The 18600-nt window shown below is 43.1% G+C and carries 13 protein-coding genes; 7 read left to right on the top strand and 6 right to left on the bottom strand.

What is annotated here, in order from left to right:
• Nucleotides 1-1017 precede the first annotated feature (1017 nt).
• The 4 genes from murC to AC5JM2_RS10950 all read left to right on the top strand — a co-directional run bounded on the left by murC (nt 1018) and on the right by AC5JM2_RS10950 (nt 5370).
• Entirely contained in the window at nt 1018-2481 is a 1464-nt protein-coding gene (gene murC, locus AC5JM2_RS10965; RefSeq protein ID WP_495834911.1) for a UDP-N-acetylmuramate--L-alanine ligase, read from the top strand.
• A gap of 155 nt (nt 2482-2636) precedes the next feature.
• A complete protein-coding gene (gene murB / locus AC5JM2_RS10960) occupies nt 2637-3635 on the top strand; it encodes a UDP-N-acetylmuramate dehydrogenase (RefSeq protein ID WP_495834910.1) in 999 nt (332 codons plus the stop codon).
• A gap of 926 nt (nt 3636-4561) precedes the next feature.
• Nucleotides 4562-4831 carry a hypothetical protein gene (locus AC5JM2_RS10955; RefSeq protein WP_495834909.1) on the top strand — a complete coding sequence of 90 codons (270 nt, stop codon included), beginning with the start codon at nt 4562-4564 and terminating at the stop codon, nt 4829-4831.
• A 245-nt stretch (nt 4832-5076) separates the two neighbouring features.
• Complete coding sequence (locus tag AC5JM2_RS10950) at nt 5077-5370, top strand: hypothetical protein (protein WP_495834908.1); 294 nt, start codon at nt 5077-5079, stop codon at nt 5368-5370.
• 797 nt (nt 5371-6167) lie between these two features.
• Here AC5JM2_RS10950 and AC5JM2_RS10945 read toward each other — a convergent pair.
• The 3 genes from AC5JM2_RS10945 to AC5JM2_RS10935 all read right to left on the bottom strand — a co-directional run bounded on the left by AC5JM2_RS10945 (nt 6168) and on the right by AC5JM2_RS10935 (nt 11326).
• Entirely contained in the window at nt 6168-7460 is a 1293-nt protein-coding gene (locus AC5JM2_RS10945) for a competence/damage-inducible protein A (RefSeq protein ID WP_495834907.1), read from the bottom strand.
• Nucleotides 7461-7758: 298 nt separating this feature from the next.
• Complete coding sequence (gene psaB / locus AC5JM2_RS10940; RefSeq protein WP_495834933.1) at nt 7759-9972, bottom strand: photosystem I core protein PsaB; 2214 nt, start codon at nt 9970-9972, stop codon at nt 7759-7761.
• 160 nt (nt 9973-10132) lie between these two features.
• Complete coding sequence (locus tag AC5JM2_RS10935; RefSeq protein WP_495834906.1) at nt 10133-11326, bottom strand: Coenzyme F420 hydrogenase/dehydrogenase, beta subunit C-terminal domain; 1194 nt, start codon at nt 11324-11326, stop codon at nt 10133-10135.
• Between the two features lie 212 nt (nt 11327-11538).
• On the opposite strand from AC5JM2_RS10935, the gene grxC reads away from it, so the two are divergent.
• Nucleotides 11539-11811 (top strand): glutaredoxin 3, encoded by a 273-nt coding sequence (grxC, locus tag AC5JM2_RS10930; protein WP_495834905.1) that lies wholly within the window; start codon nt 11539-11541, stop codon nt 11809-11811.
• A gap of 201 nt (nt 11812-12012) precedes the next feature.
• Nucleotides 12013-12978: a glutathione synthase gene (gene gshB / locus AC5JM2_RS10925; protein WP_495834904.1), complete on the top strand. Its 966-nt coding sequence runs from the start codon at nt 12013-12015 to the stop codon at nt 12976-12978.
• Between the two features lie 586 nt (nt 12979-13564).
• Here the strand turns inward: gshB and ftsZ are convergent.
• Nucleotides 13565-14896, bottom strand: a complete 1332-nt coding sequence (gene ftsZ / locus AC5JM2_RS10920) for a cell division protein FtsZ (RefSeq protein ID WP_495834932.1) — start codon at nt 14894-14896, stop codon at nt 13565-13567.
• Between the two features lie 1005 nt (nt 14897-15901).
• On the opposite strand from ftsZ, the gene AC5JM2_RS10915 reads away from it, so the two are divergent.
• Nucleotides 15902-16165, top strand: coding sequence for a hypothetical protein (locus AC5JM2_RS10915; protein WP_495834903.1), 264 nt, complete (start codon nt 15902-15904; stop codon nt 16163-16165).
• Nucleotides 16166-16355: 190 nt separating this feature from the next.
• On the opposite strand, the gene AC5JM2_RS10910 is transcribed toward AC5JM2_RS10915, so the two are convergent.
• The gene (locus AC5JM2_RS10910; protein ID WP_495834902.1) at nt 16356-17237 is read right to left on the bottom strand and encodes a cell division protein FtsQ/DivIB; all 882 of its coding nucleotides are present in this window, start codon (nt 17235-17237) and stop codon (nt 16356-16358) included.
• 502 nt (nt 17238-17739) lie between these two features.
• Nucleotides 17740-18090, bottom strand: a complete 351-nt coding sequence (locus AC5JM2_RS10905) for a hypothetical protein (RefSeq protein ID WP_495834901.1) — start codon at nt 18088-18090, stop codon at nt 17740-17742.
• Nucleotides 18091-18600: the final 510 nt, after the last annotated feature.

The raw sequence follows: 18600 nt of genomic DNA, 5'->3' as shown, positions 1-18600 counted from the left end.
CGTTGCGGTGAGTCCAGCGCTGCAGGAGGGTCTCCCTCCGTAGGCGACTGGCGAACCCGGAGGGAGCCAGTACTTGATGAGGGTCTCCCTCCGTAGGTATCTGGTGAGACCAGCGCTGCAGGAGGGTCTCCCTCCGTAGGCGACGGGCGTTCCCGAAGGGCGTTGGGGTTCCCCCCGTTGTAGCACCTGGCGTGGAAACCCCCTAGACGAGCCACTGCTGCAGGAGGGTTTCCCGACCTAGGCATGTGGCGTCCGCGCTGCCTCACTTGCACATTAACCTACCTTAAGCTATGTTCTCACAGCCTAGGAGTCTGGGTGCAATTAACCAATCACACAATTGTCCTAATTCTTGTCCACCGTACCAATGAGGTAAGGCTTGAAATGTTCTATCACCAAGAATCTAGTACCAGTGAGTATTGGGATAAGTAGCCAGCAAGGCAATCAGGGTGTCAATAGTATAAGGAATGCCAGAACGACTTTTCAAAAACGAGTGATACAGTCAATCCCAGGTTGTCTGCAATAAGTCGTTCCACTATATATATTTCTGAGAAAAATTTTGTGAAGACACCCAAACGACTCGTTCTAAAAGAGTTCCGTCCAAAGCTGTCTTGGCTAGAAGCACGTGTACATTAGGAACTGGAGCAAAAGTACCTCAAATAATTGCCAATTGGTGTATCCACTAACTCTCAAGCTTTCTTCAATTTTAAAAGGCTTTATTTACCAGCTCATAATTATAGCAAATTTGAGATCGGCAGCTAAAAACATATATTTACAATTACAACGAGGAGTTTCCCGATTGAGCATAAAGTTTCAGAATAATCATAATATCTGTTAATAAAGAGAAAAAATGACTAACAAGGGTAAAATCGATTGGAATGAGAAAAATAATCGTGAAAAAAACAACTTATCGGTTATAAAAATGGTGGTACAAAGGCAGTATCAGTAAAAATCGAATTCCTGTTATGATACGCGTGTCATTTAGGATGATTGTGTGGTGTGGTGATAGAGGATAAATCAATGAAAGATACAGTAGAGTTTTGCGGTAGACCATTTCATTTCATTGGTATTGGCGGCATAGGCATGTCTGCTTTAGCATATGTGCTAGCAAAGCGTCATCTGCCAGTATCTGGTTCAGATCTTCGTCCAAACCATATTACTCGACGTTTAGAATTAATCGGAACTCATATTTTTGGTAAACAAGAGGCAAGCAATCTCGAATTCTTTCGTCCTCATTGTCACCCGACTGGAGTAGTATTAAACACTCAAGAAGAACTATCTACTTTCTCGAAAGCAAAATTACCTCAAGTTATTTGTTCAACAGCCATTAACACAACTAATTTAGAGTACAAAGCAGCATTAGAATTAGGTTGCCCAATTTTTCATCGGTCTGATGTACTGGCAGCATTGATTACTCAATATAATAGTATTGCTGTCGCAGGAACCCACGGAAAAACGACAACAAGTAGCATGATTGGTTATATGCTACTCGAAGCAGGTCTTGATCCAACTATTTTAGTCGGTGGAGAAGTGAATGCTTGGGAAGGCAATGCCCGACTGGGGCAAAGTCAGTATTTAGTAGCAGAAGCAGATGAATCAGATGGTTCTCTGGTTAAACATAGCCCAGAAATAGGTATTATCACTAACATAGAATTAGACCATCCCGACCACTACGACACATTAGAGGAAGTGGTGGAAACTTTTCAGACATTTGCAAAAGGCTGTAAAACTTTGGTAGGCAGCATTGATTGCACGACTGTACGCGATCGCCTACAACCAACGATTAGCTATAGCCTAAATCCTGAAACTGGTGCTGACTACACTGTCAGCAACGTGGACTATAAAGCCGATGGTACCACAGCTCTTGTATGGGAAAGGAGCAAGGCTTTGGGTGTGTTGAACTTGCGCTTACTCAGTAAGCACAACCTCAGTAATGCTCTAGCCGCAGTGGCGGTTGGTCGGATCTTGGGCTTAAAATTTGCAGAAATAGCTAAGGGTCTTGCGACCTTTGAAGGCGCAAGACGCCGTTTTGAATTCCGGGGTGAAGTTAATGGCATCACTTTTATTGATGATTACGCCCATCACCCGAGTGAAATTCGTGCTACTCTTGCTGCTGCACGCTTACAGGCAAGACCAGGACACAGAGTAGTTGCGATCTTCCAGCCCCATCGCTATAGCCGCACGCTTACCTTTTTGGAAGAATTTGCTCAATCGTTTAGTCATGCTGATTTAGTTATCCTCACTGACATTTACAGTGCAGGCGAGCCAAACTTGGGGCAAGTCAGTGGTGAAAAACTTGCAAGTGAGGTAGCTAAACAGCACCCGCAGGTAATGTATCAACCAACTTTAGCCTCAGTCTGCGAATACTTACAGCAAACTCTGCATTATGGAGACTTGGCGCTGTTTCTCGGAGCTGGGAATATTAATCAAGTGATTCCCGAAGTCATGGCGACACAATGTCCACCAGCTAAGGCAACTTCTTAAGGAAAGTTTTTTACCCCCAGACAGGGAGTACAACTTTCGTATAAGTTGGTTTCCCTTATTCGCATAGTGTCCGTTTAGCAATAGTTACATGGCTTCTCATTGGTGTCGTATTTTTACGGCATACAAACATCTAAACTCAGCGCATTCTAAAAGATATGACAATATCCCAGGCAGTAGCAAATGTCTGCAAAGTTTCTGGTATGACAAATAGCAGGCTAATAACATCTAATAATTCCATCGAAAGTAAAGAAATTTATTTACTTGGTACTGATTGTGTTATTAAATCTCAAGTAACGCTTGCAGCGTATACTTCATACAGAGTCGGTGGACCTGCTGAGTGGTGTGTTGCCCCTCGAAACTTAGAAGCTCTGCAAGCCAGTATTCAGTATGCGAGAACACATAATTTACCAGTCACAATACTAGGAGCAGGATCTAACTTGCTCGTCAGTGATTGTGGGATACCAGGTTTAGTGATTGTGACTCGTCATTTGCGCCATAGCCATTTTGACTTAGAAACAGGTCAGTTAACTGTCGCTGCAGGAGACCCAATTCCAAGCCTAGCATGGCAGGTAGCAGAGCGGGGATGGCAAGGATTTGAGTGGGCTGTTGGTATTCCTGGAACTATTGGGGGTGCCATAGTGATGAATGCAGGGGCACACAATAGTTGTATCGCAGATATATTAGTAAGTGCTCAAGTACTTTTACCGAATGGAACTGTGGAAACTCTCACCCGCGAACAGTTGAGCTACAGCTACCGCACCTCTATCCTCCAAGGAAGCGATCGCATCGTCACCCAAGCGACTTTTCAACTCCAGCCAGGGGCAAACCCAACAGAAGTTTTAGCAGCTACCAAACAACACAAAGAGCATCGACTAAACACTCAACCCTATCACTTGCCCAGTTGTGGTAGTGTATTCCGCAATCCTAAACCTTACACCGCAGGCTGGTTAATTGAACAGACTGGTCTCAAAGGCTACCAAATTGGCAAAGCGCAAGTTGCACAACGGCATGCTAATTTTATCGTTAACTGTGGTGGCGCTAGTGCTTGGGATATTTTCAATCTCATTCGCCATGTCCAACATCAGGTACAAGAACGTTGGTCTATTCCGTTAGAACCAGAAGTAAAAATGCTAGGAGAGTTTCAAGCTGCTTGATGAACCAAGTTTTATGAGAAAAATATAACTTTTTCTCCCCCTCTTTATCAAATAAGCAGAAGTTTTTTCACAAGAACGCTAAATATTTTTATTTGTAGCCCGCGCAAGCGGGCTTTATTTATCTAGAGGCAGTTTTTTTAACTCAATTAGGATTTATGCAAAAACGCGCTCTTTGCGTCCTACCCTAGAAAAAGCAGCTCCCAAGTCTTACGCGGTTCATTTTTTATTATTTTGCCTGTTGCTTGTTAAGCGCCTCAACGAGTAATTTCACAACTTCTGCACGGATTACTATATATTTTGTTGGTCATTTACCAGCAAAACTCTAATCATAGTATTTCTTTTTTTAGAAAATTACTAATCATATAGACAGCAGTAATTTTATTCAAAAAAAAGAAATATTTATTCGTAATATTTTTTAATTCGTTATTTTTAATGTGCGATATATCATGGTTTTTATATTTTTTGATATCTTCAGAAGAATTTTAAAGTTTCTTAAAATTATTGATATTGGCTAAATATTAACATGTTAATACTGAGTAACAAAAAGCTTATTTTTTGAACAATAGAATTGCTATAAACTGAAAAGCTATGAAAAAAAAAGAATCTTAGCTAGTTTGATTTTCCTTTTTTTCTAAGTACCATATTTTTATATGTATTTTTTTATTCTTTATCAGAATTTTATAAAAAATAAAATAAAAACACTATACTTTTTTGTTTGTTTGTTGTAATTTGATACTTGTGAGTTTAAAAAACAACAGTAGTTTCAGCTAAGTAAAGGCATTTGGCTTTTATTTTTTGCATGGAATTTATTGTTAAATTAATACCTGGTATTTCCTAAGCAGATGCATTTACTAGCATTTTGTTTTGTGAAGTATTCAGAAAAACTCATCAACACAAAGAAAACTTTCACCAAATAGTGAGTTATCATGACGACCGAATCTAAATATCAACTAGTTTCTCTAGATGAGAGCTACATGTCTGATTTGTCTGATGAAAATCAATCCACAGTTTCGGGTGGTACTCTTGGTTTACTTTTTGGGCTTTTAGGTGGGCTTTTCGGCGGCTACGGCGGGTACAACCAACAGCCTACTACTACTGTTATTAACAATATTTATGTCAACAACGGTGGCTCATCAAGCGCATCAGCAGGCTCATCATCTGGCTCATCATCTGGTGGTTCAGGCAAAGGTCACTAAAAGGAATAGCGAAAAATAAATTATCCAAATACTTTTTTTTGTTGTCATTTGATACTTATGAGTTTCAAAAACAACAGTAGTTTTCGCTAAGAAAAGGGCATTTGGCTTTTATTTTTTGCATGGGATTTCTTGTTGAATTAATACCTGGTATTTCCTAGCTGATGCATTTACTAGCATTTTGTTTTGTGAAGTATTCAGAAAAACTCATCAACACAAAGAAAACTTTCACCAAATAGTGAGTTATCATGACGACCGAATCTAAATATCAACTAGTTTCTCTAGATGAGAGCTACATGTCCGATCTGTCTGATGAAAATCAATCCACAGTTTCGGGTGGTACTCTTGGTTTACTTTCGTTCCTTTTTGGTGGGTACGGGTACGGGTACGGGAGTCAGCAGCCTACTACTACTGTTGTTAACAATATTTATGTCAGCAACGGTGGCTCATCAAGCGCATCAGCAGGCTCATCATCTGGCTCATCATCTGGTGGATCATCAGGCCCAGGACCTAAACCAGGCCCAGGACCTAAAGGTCACTAAAAGGAATACCAAAAAATAAATTATCCAATCTTGTGGTGCAGACATCTTGCCTCCTTCTTAATCTAGGACGTACAGCCATCCAATCCCACAGGATCTAGTGTGGATATTTTGTTATTTGGCAGTTTCAACCCGAATCGGGGTGTAAATAATTGAAATGCTCTGGATAAGCTTTATATGTGTCAAGAATTAGGTAGAGTCCGGCTAATAGGGATAGCCAGACTCTGTTAGCCTTAGTGTTTTGATGGCTTATGCCTAAGCTAGCATTTGTTGGTTGTAAAAGCTATATTTTTTATAGACTCTTTACAGCCAGCTTATTTAGATTAATTTTGCTTAAGTTATAAAAATCACAGTTATGACTGTTATTATTAATTAGTCATTTTTTTTATATAATTAGCTATTCTCTATCGCTTTCATAATGGGTTGATTAGCGGATATTTAGGTTGCTTAACAATTAAAATTGACCTCTCCCCGCCATGAATGAGTGGGGATTCTAAACTGTTTGTACTCTCCGGACTTCAGGTATACTACTTCGCTTTTTAGTTTTGGTTGATCATGGGTTCGTTCAAGTTTGAAGGAAGTTTGAAAGAAGAATTCTTTCAAACTTCCTGCGATAAATTTGCCAACAACATCATTTATTTAGAAGGCATAAGTAGGTCAACATAAAAAAACATAAAATACGATTATTGCGATTGCTGAGTCCCAAGGGGACACGCTGCGCGTTAGCCCTTGGCGTGCGCTTGCGCTTACGCTTCACTGCGTTTCACTCGCAATGACATTTCACGTTTAATTAGGTTGAGCTACTTAACAGCTGCCTTCTGACTCAACAACTTCCTTCGCAGATTGTCCAATGCTGTACACGCACTGAGGTGGCGAATTAACGACCGACCTCGCCCTGCACCAAAATGATATTCAAAACTTTGCACTTCTCCATTCGATCCAGCTAACCCGATATAAACCAAACCGACAGGCTTTGTCTCCGTATCACCTGTGGGTCCAGCAATACCAGTGATACTCAATCCCCAAGTGGTCGAAAGACGCGTAGACGCGGAGCGGCTTGTCGCCATACATCGCACTCCCGCAGCCATTTGTTCTGCAACAATAGAACTGACAGCCCCATGCTTTGCCAAATCTTCGGAGTTAACACCCAAAAGCCCTACTTTTACGGAGTTATCATAAGAAATGACCCCACCCCAAAAGTAATCAGAACTTCCAGAAATCTCCGTTAACATTTGCCCTAATCCGCCACCAGTGCAAGATTCAGCCACAGAAAGAGTTTCCCCTGCACCACGCAACAACTCACCCACTACTGAGGCAAGGGTGTCATTATCTGCACCATAATAATCTAATCCCGCAATTTCTTTAATCTGTTTTTCAATGGGGGCTATCAAATCTTGTGCTTGTGATTGGGAAGCAGCTTTAGCAGAAACTCGTAATTTCACTTCTCCTCTACTGGAATAAGGTGCAACTGTTGGGTTGGGCAAGTTTAGATAAGCTGCGACCTTTTCTGCTAAAGCTGATTCCGTCACACCCCAAAACTTTAACATCCGACTATAAATAATTTCTTTACCCCAACCTTGACTTTTCAGATAAGGTACAGCAGTATCCTCCCACATCCGATACATTTCACTTGGCACACCAGGAAAGGTGAAAATCGTTAATCCTGAACGAGGCTGCCAAATAATGCCGGGTGCTGTTCCCGTAGGGTTTGGTAAAACTTCGGCACCTTGGGGTATCAAAGCTTGCTTGCGGTTGCTGGCGGTCATAACCCGACCGCGTTGAACATATTTTCTGGTAATATCTTCAATAATATCTGGACGTTCTGCTAAAGGAGCGCCAAAAAAATCAGCAATGGTTTCACAAGTCAGGTCATCTGGTGTTGGACCAAGACCTCCAGTAAAAATCAAAATTTCCGCTCTTTGACTTGCAATTTCTATAACCTGTTTTAATCTTGTTGGGTTATCTCCGACAACTGTTTGATAGTAGTGGGGAATACCTAGCCCAGCCAACTGCCGCGCCAAATATTGAGCATTACCGTTGAGGATATCTCCTAACAGGAGTTCGGTTCCAACACAAATAATTTCTGCACTCATAAAATAGGGAATTGGAAGAAGGGGTGTAAGGGTATAAGGGTGTAGGGGAGCCAGTACTGATAGCGTAGCGTGGCACTTTGTGCCATAGGAGGGTTTCCCTCCGTAGGTATCTGGCGTGTGTAGGAAATAAATCAGTGAGGGCTATGACACTACTTTGTACAACCAACCTAAGTTAACTATTCACGACTAACTACTAGGGATCTAGCAAAAGTTACTTGACAAAAAAACAAAGGTGATGTACAAATCCCCCACCTCGCGGCAGGGGATTTTGATGACTGACCTACTACTCACCGCTGAATCAACCAAACTTACCAGCAGTAGAGGCAATCAGGAATGCCGCGTAGGTGAAGACGTAACCCACACTGAAGTGAGCTAAACCAATCAGACGAGCTTGAACGATGGACATCGCAACGGGCTTGTCTTTCCAGCGAATCAGGTTCGCCAAAGGAGTACGCTCGTGTGCCCAAACCAAAGTTTCAATCAACTCTTGCCAGTAACCTCTCCAAGAGATCAAGAACATGAAGCCAGTTGCCCAAACCAGGTGTCCGAATAAGAACATCCAAGCCCAGACAGACAGGTTGTTCATACCGTAGGGGTTATAACCGTTGATTAACTGAGCCGAGTTCGCCCACAGGTAATCACGGAACCACCCCATCAGGTAAGTTGAAGATTCGTTGAACTGTGCGACGTTTCCTTGCCAAATACCCAGATGCTTCCAGTGCCAGTAGAAGGTCACCCAACCTACGGTGTTGAGTGCCCAGAATGTGGCCATGTAGAAAGCGTCCCAAGCCGAGATGTCGCAAGTACCGCCACGACCTGGACCATCGCAGGGGAACGAGTAACCGAAGTCCTTTTTATCGGGCATCAGTTTGGAACCACGCGCATCCAAAGCACCTTTTACCAGTACCAGAACTGTCGTGTGGATCGCCAGAGCAAACGCATGGTGAACCAAGAAGTCACCAGGACCTATCGTTAAGAACAGCGAGTTGGTCGTGTTATTGACTGCATCCAGCCAACCTGGTAACCAAAAAGCCCCTGTGTTGGAAGCAATACTATCAGGATTAGACAGCAAGGTGTTCAAGCCATACAGCACTTTTCCGTGAGAAGCCTGAATGAATTGTGCAAACACTGGCTCAATCAGAATTTGCTTCTCAGGTGTACCGAAAGCTACTACTACGTCATTGTGGACGTATAGACCCAAGGTGTGGAAGCCCAAGAACAACGATACCCAACTCAGGTGCGAGATGATTGCTTCTTTGTGCTTGAGTACCCGGTCTAGTACGTTGCCTTTGTTTTGCTCTGGATCGTAGTCACGTACCCAGAAGATTGCTGCGTGAGCAAATGCACCCAGCATCAAGAACACAGCTATGTATTGGTGATGCGTGTACAAAGCTGCTTGCGTTGTGTAGTCCTTACCGATGAATGCGTAAGGAGGCATCGCGTACATATGCTGCGCTACCAACGACGTAATTGTTCCCAGCGCTGCCAGGTGGATCGACAACTGGAAGTGCAGCGAGTTGTTGTACGTGTCGTACAGTCCTTGGTGAGGCAAATTGAACTGACCTTCGGTTTTGCTGCCAAAGAACGTTTTGGAGTTCAGCATTTCTTTGATGCTGTGACCAATCCCGAAGTTCGTCCGGTACATATGACCGGCGATGATGAAAATTACCGCGATCGCCAAGTGGTGGTGAGCCATGTCGGTCAACCACAGCGATTCGGTTTGAGGATGGAACCCACCCAAAAATGTCAAAATCGCTGTTCCCGCTCCCTGCGATGTGCCAAACACATGGTTTGCTGTGTCCGGGTTGTTCGCGTAGGCCGCCCAATTTCCGGTAAAGAATGGTGCTAAACCCGCTGGGTGGGGCAGGCTGGTTAGGAAGTTATCCCAACCCACATGAATTCCACGAGATTCGGGGATGGCTACGTGAACTAAGTGACCTGTCCAAGCCAAAGAACTCACACCAAACAGACCTGCTAGGTGGTGGTTCAGACGTGGTTCTGCACTCTTAAACCAAGCCAAACTCGGACGGTACTTGGGTTGCAAGTGCAACCAACCTGCAAACAGGAACAATGATGCCAACAGCAGCAGGAAAACTGAACCTACATACAGTTCATTGTTCGTCCGCATACCAATGGTGTACCACCAGTGGTAGATACCGGAGTAGGTGATATTGACTGGATAGTTCGCCCCGCCTTGGGTAAAGGCTTCGATTGCTGGTTTCCCGAAGTGCGGGTCCCAAATTGCATGAGCTATTGGACGGATATGAAGAGGATCTTTTATCCACTGTTCAAAGTTACCTTGCCAGGCTACATGGAACAGCAGGCTCGATGCCCACAGGAAGATGATTGCCACATGACCGAAGTGAGTTGCGAATATCTTTTGGTAAAGATTTTCTTCTGTCATGCCATCGTGGCTTTCAAAGTCATTTCCTGTTGCGATCGCATACCACAGCCGACGCGTCGTCGGGTCTTGTGCTAGATCCTGGCTAAATTTTGGAAATTTTGTTGCCATAAGGATGAACTCTTTATTGCCCACATCAAATTCTACGCCTTCAATACCCATTGCAACTCACTTTGAGTAAACTCAAGCTTTGCTGTCACCAGTTCTGCTGGATCGGGTAGGAGACTATCGAGAATTATAGCTAGCTTCTTAGTCGGCTACTTTTGTCTTTTTACTCTGGTAACTTATACTGCTCAACGATACGCTTGGCAAATCCTGGAACGTGTGAGTCTAATTTCTCTGGATGATTCCGCTTCACATACAAATAGTTGCGGGTGAAGTGAGAATCAATTGAAAAACGAGCGTATTCTAAACCTTTCGGGCCAATTTTTTCGATGACGACACCCATTAATTTTGCCGCCCACATCGGGAGGGTAACGCCTTTGTCGTAAGCAGGTATACTTTGTTGGACTGCGGCTGTGCGATCGCCCTTTGACATGACTGGCCCGGTTTCTAGTTGATCTGTCACCAAGTCCAGCATCTGTTGACCTGTTTCATTTCTCACCAGAATCCATTGCCACCCAAAAGGTGCCCCCATGTAACCTACAACCAAATCTGCTAGAGAATTGACGTAATCAAAGCAACTCATACAGGAGGGGGCAAACACATCTTTTAGTTTATTCGTTTTTAGTCCAAAGAAAGGCACCGTTTCGGTTGATCCATCTTCGTGTTTAAAGTGAACCCGGAAGTCTTGCATGAATTCGTAATGCACTACTGTGTCAGGTGATTTGCTGGTTGTTTCTAAGAATTTTTGCAATCCTGCACGGTTGACATTATCGACACAAGGTGTACCCAAAACGTAAAGTTTTTCTAAGCCTAATTGTTTTTCGACGGCTCGTAATGCCTGAATTTGGCAACCAACACCAATCACCAACAGCCGCTTCATTCCTGATTTTTCCACTTGTTCCAAGACGGATAAATTTGGTGAGAGTGTTGGTTTATTAACTCGCGCTGCCAGTATTTCCTCTGGCGTACGGGCAATGATGGGCATCGGTTGAAAGCGGTCTTCTTTCGTGTTTTGCACGCACACGACACCTTCAACAATACCGCGATTCAGCATTTCAATGGCGATCGTACTCACAATTCCCGTCCATTGAGCGCCAGGAACAGGCTCCTTTTTCCGCGCCGCCATCATGTCTTGATGCACACCAAAGTACAACTCGTCAGAATTGTCAAAATTTCGAGCGCGAGTGTGCGTCTGTTCTTCGAGTTTATCTATTTGCTGATTAATAAAAGCACAAGCTTGTTTGACATAGTGAATATAGTATGTATCGCACAAACCGCACTCGCTACAGAGTTCTTTAGCAGGGCGACGGCTACTGGGTTTAAGGGCTTTGGCTTTTTTGTGAGGAGACAGGGATGTCATCTTAAGAGCAGTTTATTAACTAAAAAATAAGATATTCTAAAGCTTTACTTTACACAAACTTTTAGAACTATTACTACATTCAGAATTTGAATTTCTCTAAAGGACACAACGGCTGCATCTGATTAACAGAGCAAACACAAGTGAAAGCATCTACAGCCACAAAAACATTATTGTCTTAAAATTAAAAAACATTAATAAAAGTTGAGGAACTTATGGCTGCAAAAGTAGAAATTTATACCTGGAGAACTTGCCCATATTGTATTCAAGCCAAAAATTTGCTGGCAAACAAGGGGGTAAATTACACAGAATACAGCATTGATGGAGATGAAGCTGCACGCAATCTTATGGCTAAAAGAGCAAATGGCAGGCGCTCTTTACCACAAATTTTTATCAACGACCATCACGTTGGCGGTTGTGATGATATTTATGCCTTAGAAGATCAAGGCAAGCTGGATGAGCTACTAGCGTCGAGCAAAACTGTATAAGTTGACATAAAAGTCATTAGAGTTAAGGAAAATAAAGAAGAACGCAGAACACACTTAGGCTTGTATCCTGTTTGCTATTCATCCCCCATAACTACTGAGTTGGTGATTCCTGAGTTCTTTGTTTGGTTACTTATAACTCTTAAGGGCATAATCTAAATGGAACAACCTTAGAAGAATTTTTTGGCAATTGAGGCAGAAAGTGTGAAACTGGCTTTTATCATTGATCCTATCCATCAACTTGATCCGTGTCACGACACAAGTGTTGCTCTGATGGAAGCAGCGCAAATTCTAGGACATGAAATTTGGGTAACTCAAGTCAATCAACTCAGTGTGGTGGAAGGCAAAGCTTGGGCGCTCTTAGAAAGAGTAGAACTTATACCCGTGCAGTTGGTAGAAGGACGTTATCAAGCAGCTAATCCTTGGTACAAGTTGAGTAGCCGTACCCTTGTTTGCCTAGAAACACTGGATGCCGTCTTTATGCGGACAGATCCACCTGTCACAGTTGCTTATCTTTATGCTACGTACATTCTGGACTACATAGACCAAAACAAAACTTTGGTTATCAACAGTCCTTCAGGAATTCGGGCGGCAAATGAAAAAATGTATGCCCTTCAGTTTACCAAAGCGATTCCAGAAACTATTGTTACTCCACAGAAGCAGTTGATCCGGCAATTTGTAGAGGCTCAAGGAAGAGCGGTACTCAAACCACTGGGGAATAAAGCCGGAGAAGGGATTTTAATTTTAGAAGGAGGCGATCGCAACTTCAATTCTATAGTCGAACTCAGTACCCTCCATGGTCAAGTTCCAGTTATGGTACAAACCTACTTACCGGAGGCAAAAGACGGAGACAAGCGGATTATTCTGCTCAATGGCGAGCCAATCGGTGCCCTCAATCGCCTTTCATCTGGCAGCGACTTTCGTAATAATATGGCGACAGGTGGTACGGTTGCCCAAACTGATATCACTCCAAGAGAGTATGAAATTTGCACCCAACTCGCTGAAACCTTACGCAAAGATGGCTTAATTTTTGTCGGCATTGACGTGATCGGTGGTTACCTGACTGAAGTCAACGTCACAAGTCCTACCGGAGTACGCGAGATAGACCGGTTTGACGGCACTCATATTGGTCATCAGGTCATTCAATGGGTTGAGCGGGCAAAAAAATGATCAATCATAACCATTGCCAGAAACCGTTGACATAAGTCAAAGCTAGACAAAATTGCTCAAATGCATTCTTAATGGATGAACCACTACAAGGAAAAACAGGAGTCCACGCCACTCGCTACAACGCTGTTGTTGCCACAAGCGCAAAGCGTGCCGCAGGCATACGCTTTGCTGGTTGATTAGCCTGTGCGCGTGCGTTGGTGCGCCTAGGAGATACCCGATAGCCCTCCGGGGAAGACCTGAGCCCTATGGCTAACGCCACGGCTGCGCTCATTGCGGGCAACGATCCGGAGCCGAACGGTCTCGCTACGCTTTAGACCTCTGGGCGTGCGCTTTGCGCATACGCCAGTCGCCTGCGCCAGGGTTACCGTACCAACAGCTTACTCACGGTAAGGCGTGCCCGTTGCCACTAGGGCGCTGCTGTGTGCACGCGCCCAGGTTCCTCTATCTCCTCCATAAAGTTGGGGATGACTTTTCGTCCAAAGTTGAGACTTTTTTAGCAGATTGCAAAACCCTCCAACTAAGACTTAATGAATGATGAGTCATATAAAATTTTTCACCCTGATCCCATCGATAAGTTCATAAATTCTTAATTACGGGGTGTGCGTCGGTTACGGAGAAAATCCGGTATATCTAGTCCTGGTTTTTCTTTGGGTTCGGCGATCGGCGTTGGAGGATTAGCTGCTGGTGGCTGTGGCTGTGACTGTGGCTGTGACTGTGGCTGTGCCTGTGGCTGTGGCATTGGTCGCCTTGTTCCTGCTGGGGAGACAACCCGTCCTTGATTGACGTTTTGTTGCTGTGCAGCTTGTACTTCACCTGTAAATCCTGTGGCAATTACGGTAAGTCTGACCTCACCCTGGAGCCTATCATCAATCACTGCTCCAAAAATAATATTGGCGTTGGGATCAACAACTTCATAAATTGTTTCTGCTGCGGCGTTTACTTCATGCAAGGTCAGGTCACTACCACCAGTAATGTTAAAGACAACGCCTCTAGCTCCTTCAATCGAAGACTCTAGTAACGGGGAAGAAATGGCAGCAATTGCTGCTTCTCTAGCTCTTGATTTTCCTGAGCCAATCCCAATCCCCATCAATGCTGATCCCGCATCCGCCATAACAGCGCGTACATCGGCAAAGTCAACGTTAATCAAACCAGGGATTGTGATGATATCTGAAATACCTTGTACCCCTTGACGTAGCACGTCATCTGCATAGCGAAAAGCTTCCTGCATAGGTGTCTGCTCCGGGATGACTTCCAAAAGCTTGTTGTTGGGGATAATGATGAGTGTATCCACTCTACTTTTTAGACCTTCAACACCTTGCTCTGCTTGACTGGTGCGGCGACGCCCTTCAAAGATAAATGGACGCGTCACCACACCGACAGTGAGAGCGCCCATTTCTTTTGCCACTTCAGCAACAATCGGAGCTGCACCAGTACCAGTACCTCCTCCCATACCAGCAGTGATAAAGACTAAGTCAGCACCCTCTAAAGCCTTAGCGATTTCGTCGCGTGATTCCTCAGCAGCTTTTTGACCAATAGCAGGGTTACCACCAGCTCCTAAACCCCGCGTAAGTTTCTGTCCAATTTGCAAGCGAGCGGGAGCAGATGCTAAAGTCAGAGCCTGTGCATCAGTGTTAATTGACCAAAACTCTACGCCAATTACATCAGACGCAATCATGCGGTTAACAGCATTACTACCGCCACCACCCACACCAATTACTTTAATATTGGCGACTCGACCAGGAACAATATCACCCATTCGTGTTTCTTCACTAGCAATCTTCTTGGTGTCATGGTTTTGCCCATAGTTTACCCCAGTATTATTAAAGGGATTGGTCGAGTTGATTGCCAGCGATAACCCCTGCTGTCCGGGAGACTGGGAGTTTTTATAGGTAAGCCCTTGGTTATTATCAAGTGTCATCGGAGTTGCGAGCATGTAGATAAACGACTTTTTATGGTGTTATTCACCTGAGAGTCAACTATAGTTTGACGCGAGGTCGCCATAATCTATGGCATTTTTGTTTATGGTTCTTTCAACTTCCAGCCTTGGTAGGATTGGAGGTCGAAGGTTTGCTATCGGGTTAGCCATTAAGGCATCCAGTCGCATAGCTAATTCTAGTGAAGTATACCTATATTTACCGAAAATTGACCTGTATAACTTCCACCAGACATTAATATCTTCACTACTATTTGGCCGATTTGGCTCAGTATACCCCTGGTATCCCCAATCATATCTCCGTGTTCGAGATTGTGGCTGATATTGGACATTTATTTTATGACTAGAGCTATAGGTTTTTTTTTCGCTCTCCGATCCGCGCACAGAGTTTTTATGGTATAAATTTAAAAAATAGAAGTCTCGTAACCGTTGGTATAAGCAAATATTGCCGCCTTCAAAATCGTCTGTTCGGAGTAATTTTAAGTGATTAGGTATACACAATCTTGACAAAGAGAAAATTCTGTACACAAAATCCGGAACTAACTGCGTAACTTGTAAAGGCAGACCGTGGTGAGTCTCATCTGTCATTAAGGTTTGAACAATCGGATTTACCATTTAAGACACAAGATTTCTATTCTCATTATCTATTGCTGAACTGGACATAACCGAGAAATGACTTATTAAATGGAACACCCTGGTTTTTTGCTATCAGCTTCACCTTGTGTATAAGGAAAACAAGGAAAACTTTGCAATAAAGAAATTTTACCTTTGCTTTGGAAGAGTTCCGCTTCTGACTAGCACGAAAGTCTAAGGGTATTTAGAGGAATCGAAGGGAAGCAATCCTTACACGTCTATGTGAGTGTGCTTCACTTTTGTTGCTATAGAGTTTTACTTACGGAAATTCACTGTTTGGATGTCTGAATACAACTGTTTTCAAAACCTGCTCGGAGAACAAACTGTCCATCCTTAGCGGAAACTGTTGTAAACCCTATGGCTAACGCCACGCCTTACGGCTATCGGGAACGCCCGTCGCCTACAGAGGGAAACCCTCCTGCAGCGCTGGACTCACTGCACTTTTCCTCGAAGACAATATTGCTTTCCTTTTTTGGGTTAGCAGAAAATAAAAAGCTCATGAACTCAATTCGGTCATCTGATGCGTTCTATCGAACACTAAGTAGCCAAGAAGCGTTTTTCAGCTTAGACTCCATCATCAGTTTGCCTAACGTTTATGCACCCACTATATTTAAATGTTAGGGCAATAACAACCTCTACTTCTACTCCAATGTAGAAGTTTTAATCATTATTCCTCCCATTGTCATCAGAAGTTAACGCTAGTTTATACTTGGGTACTGCAATATCGTTGATTACTGCAATATCGAAAATTGTATATTGATTCAGCATAAAACTTCCTTATCAATTAGGTGTGTCTTACACATCGAATCCATCAAATCTTTTTAGATACTTGCTGAGGAGTTCGGTTGTTGTTATTTTGGTTCATTTGTACTAACGGAAGATCTGGATTTTTGAGGTCAATGTAGTCTATTTGGCTACGATTCAGTTGTGCAGGTAAATTGCGCATTTGTGCCATTACCTTAATTTTTTCAGGCAACAAAGAACTAGGTGCTCCAAGATGTATATTTCCCAGTTCTGTTTTCAAAATTAAATTTGTTGGATCTTGGAAATCAATTTCTTTAACGTTAACAGAACTCTGGCTGAGAGCTTGATAAAGTTCAGTCCAATAAGGTTGGTACTGCTCTAATGAGCCAAAAACTTTGAGACTAGGCAATCGTAAGCTGGGATCACCAGATGTGTATTTTTCTATAGGTATCCAAACACCATTGGCATCTAGCAATCCTACAGATACTTTTTTGTGATCCGTGTCACTGTTTCCTTGCTCCCGACGACTTTGGGCGAGGCTGTTGCCGCCGCCTTCGGCGATCGCTACAGGAACTCGTTCTTGAATCTGGACGATTAACCCTGGTGGAAACAGACGACGATTGACAATCGCTTGTACTATCATCGGTTGCTGTTTCAAAGATTCAGCGATTCTATGAGGTTCTATCCGCCATAAAGACTGAGGATACGAAAGCACAAGCAATGACTCAATCGCCTCATTAGATAGTAAGTGATTACCTAAAACCTCAATGTCTTGGGGTGTTTTAAGTACCCAAATCGGTTGGATAGCCGTCCACAGCAAACCTCCCGCCAATGAACTCACGGTAATGGTTTGCCAAATTGTCTGGATAATTTTCATCTGCCGCTTTTGACGTAATTTCTTACGGCGACCTTTTAAATCTGAGCGGGAAACCGATACAATGCCAGCCATTTAAACCCTTCCATACTTTTAGTCCTAATCGTCATTACGCATGTACTATTACGTAATTTTAGTAAATGCTGTTAGCGGGACTTAGATCTGCTCTCCAGATGAATCTAGCCTTTTGATTTTTTTGTGGCAACCATTTCCTACTTCAAAAAGCTACAAAAAAAATAGTATTATCTGCATACTACTTTTTCATTGTCCGACCGAGAACTCAGGAGCTAAAATCACACAAGAGTACTTAAACGGTTAAAATGTGTTGAATTTTGAAGAAATTTAATCAGAGTATATACAATGTCTTATTCTTAACAAAAAAAGGAAAAACAGGGTAATTTTTTATAATATCATGATTAGCGTGATAGTACTGAATATAATGCCCATATTATGGGCATGTGATGCAGGAGCAAGCCTTAGAGATGGTCATGGGGATGAATAGAGGTTTGTCCTTAAGAACAATCAACGAAAAATAACTGACAATTCCCAATCTCAAATCCACAGTTCAAAATTAGTACTACCAGTTCAAGGAGCTATCGTTTTCCAAAACCTCACTGCTGTTTTCAACAGCCGTCTGTTGTTCTGCGTTTGTTAAAAAGGCTTGTAACCTCATACGTTCAATATATGGCCAGCCTCCTTCAGCCTCAATATCGCGAAGCAGTGAGTAGAGACCTTGACGATTATCAGGCAAACTCTGTTGGAAAGCGCCATCTCGGATCTCTCGATGTAACTGCTCCAACTGTCTTAGTAAAGCTAAAATAGCTTTAGCATTCCCTTGACAATCTTGGGCTGTATCATGGACTGCTGATGCAATTGTTTGCAGTTGACAAGACAATTTCGTTAACTCTAACTTTTTACCGTTACTCATACACCGCTGTCCCTGTGAATCAGGTTTGCTCAAATTTACTGGAGATTTTGTGCATTCACCTGTTACCAGTCAACCATTAGTTGAAAAGGTTAATTGATTTATGAAGTGTTGCTGTGATAAATTTTCTTTGCATATCTTAAAGAAAATAGGTTTTTGTGAGTCTGTAACTTTGGTGAATAGCTTGATGATATAAGGACTCACTACCCTCACTAGCTTGCTGCTAATACTTTATCAACCGAATATTGACAGGTATTGATCACCGAAGGTGGGGTTTGCTGTGAGGATGAGGCAAAAGTGTAAAGTTCATAAGCCTTTTCCATCCGCCAACGTCCCTTTGGTAAGCTACTAATGAGTGTTTTACTGAAAGCACAGTTATAATTTTAGTGTCTGTATTCATAGCAATACTTAATAATATATAGGAATCCGGTTTGATTTGGTGAGACCAGTGCTGTAGCAGGGTTTCCCGACAGAGGCATCTGGCGGAGCGCGTTAGCTCCGGCCCCCTTAGGG

This window comes from Brasilonema angustatum (assembly GCF_059505445.1).
Note: the sequence above shows the minus strand (reverse complement) of the source record. Positions and strands in the feature narration are given on the sequence as shown.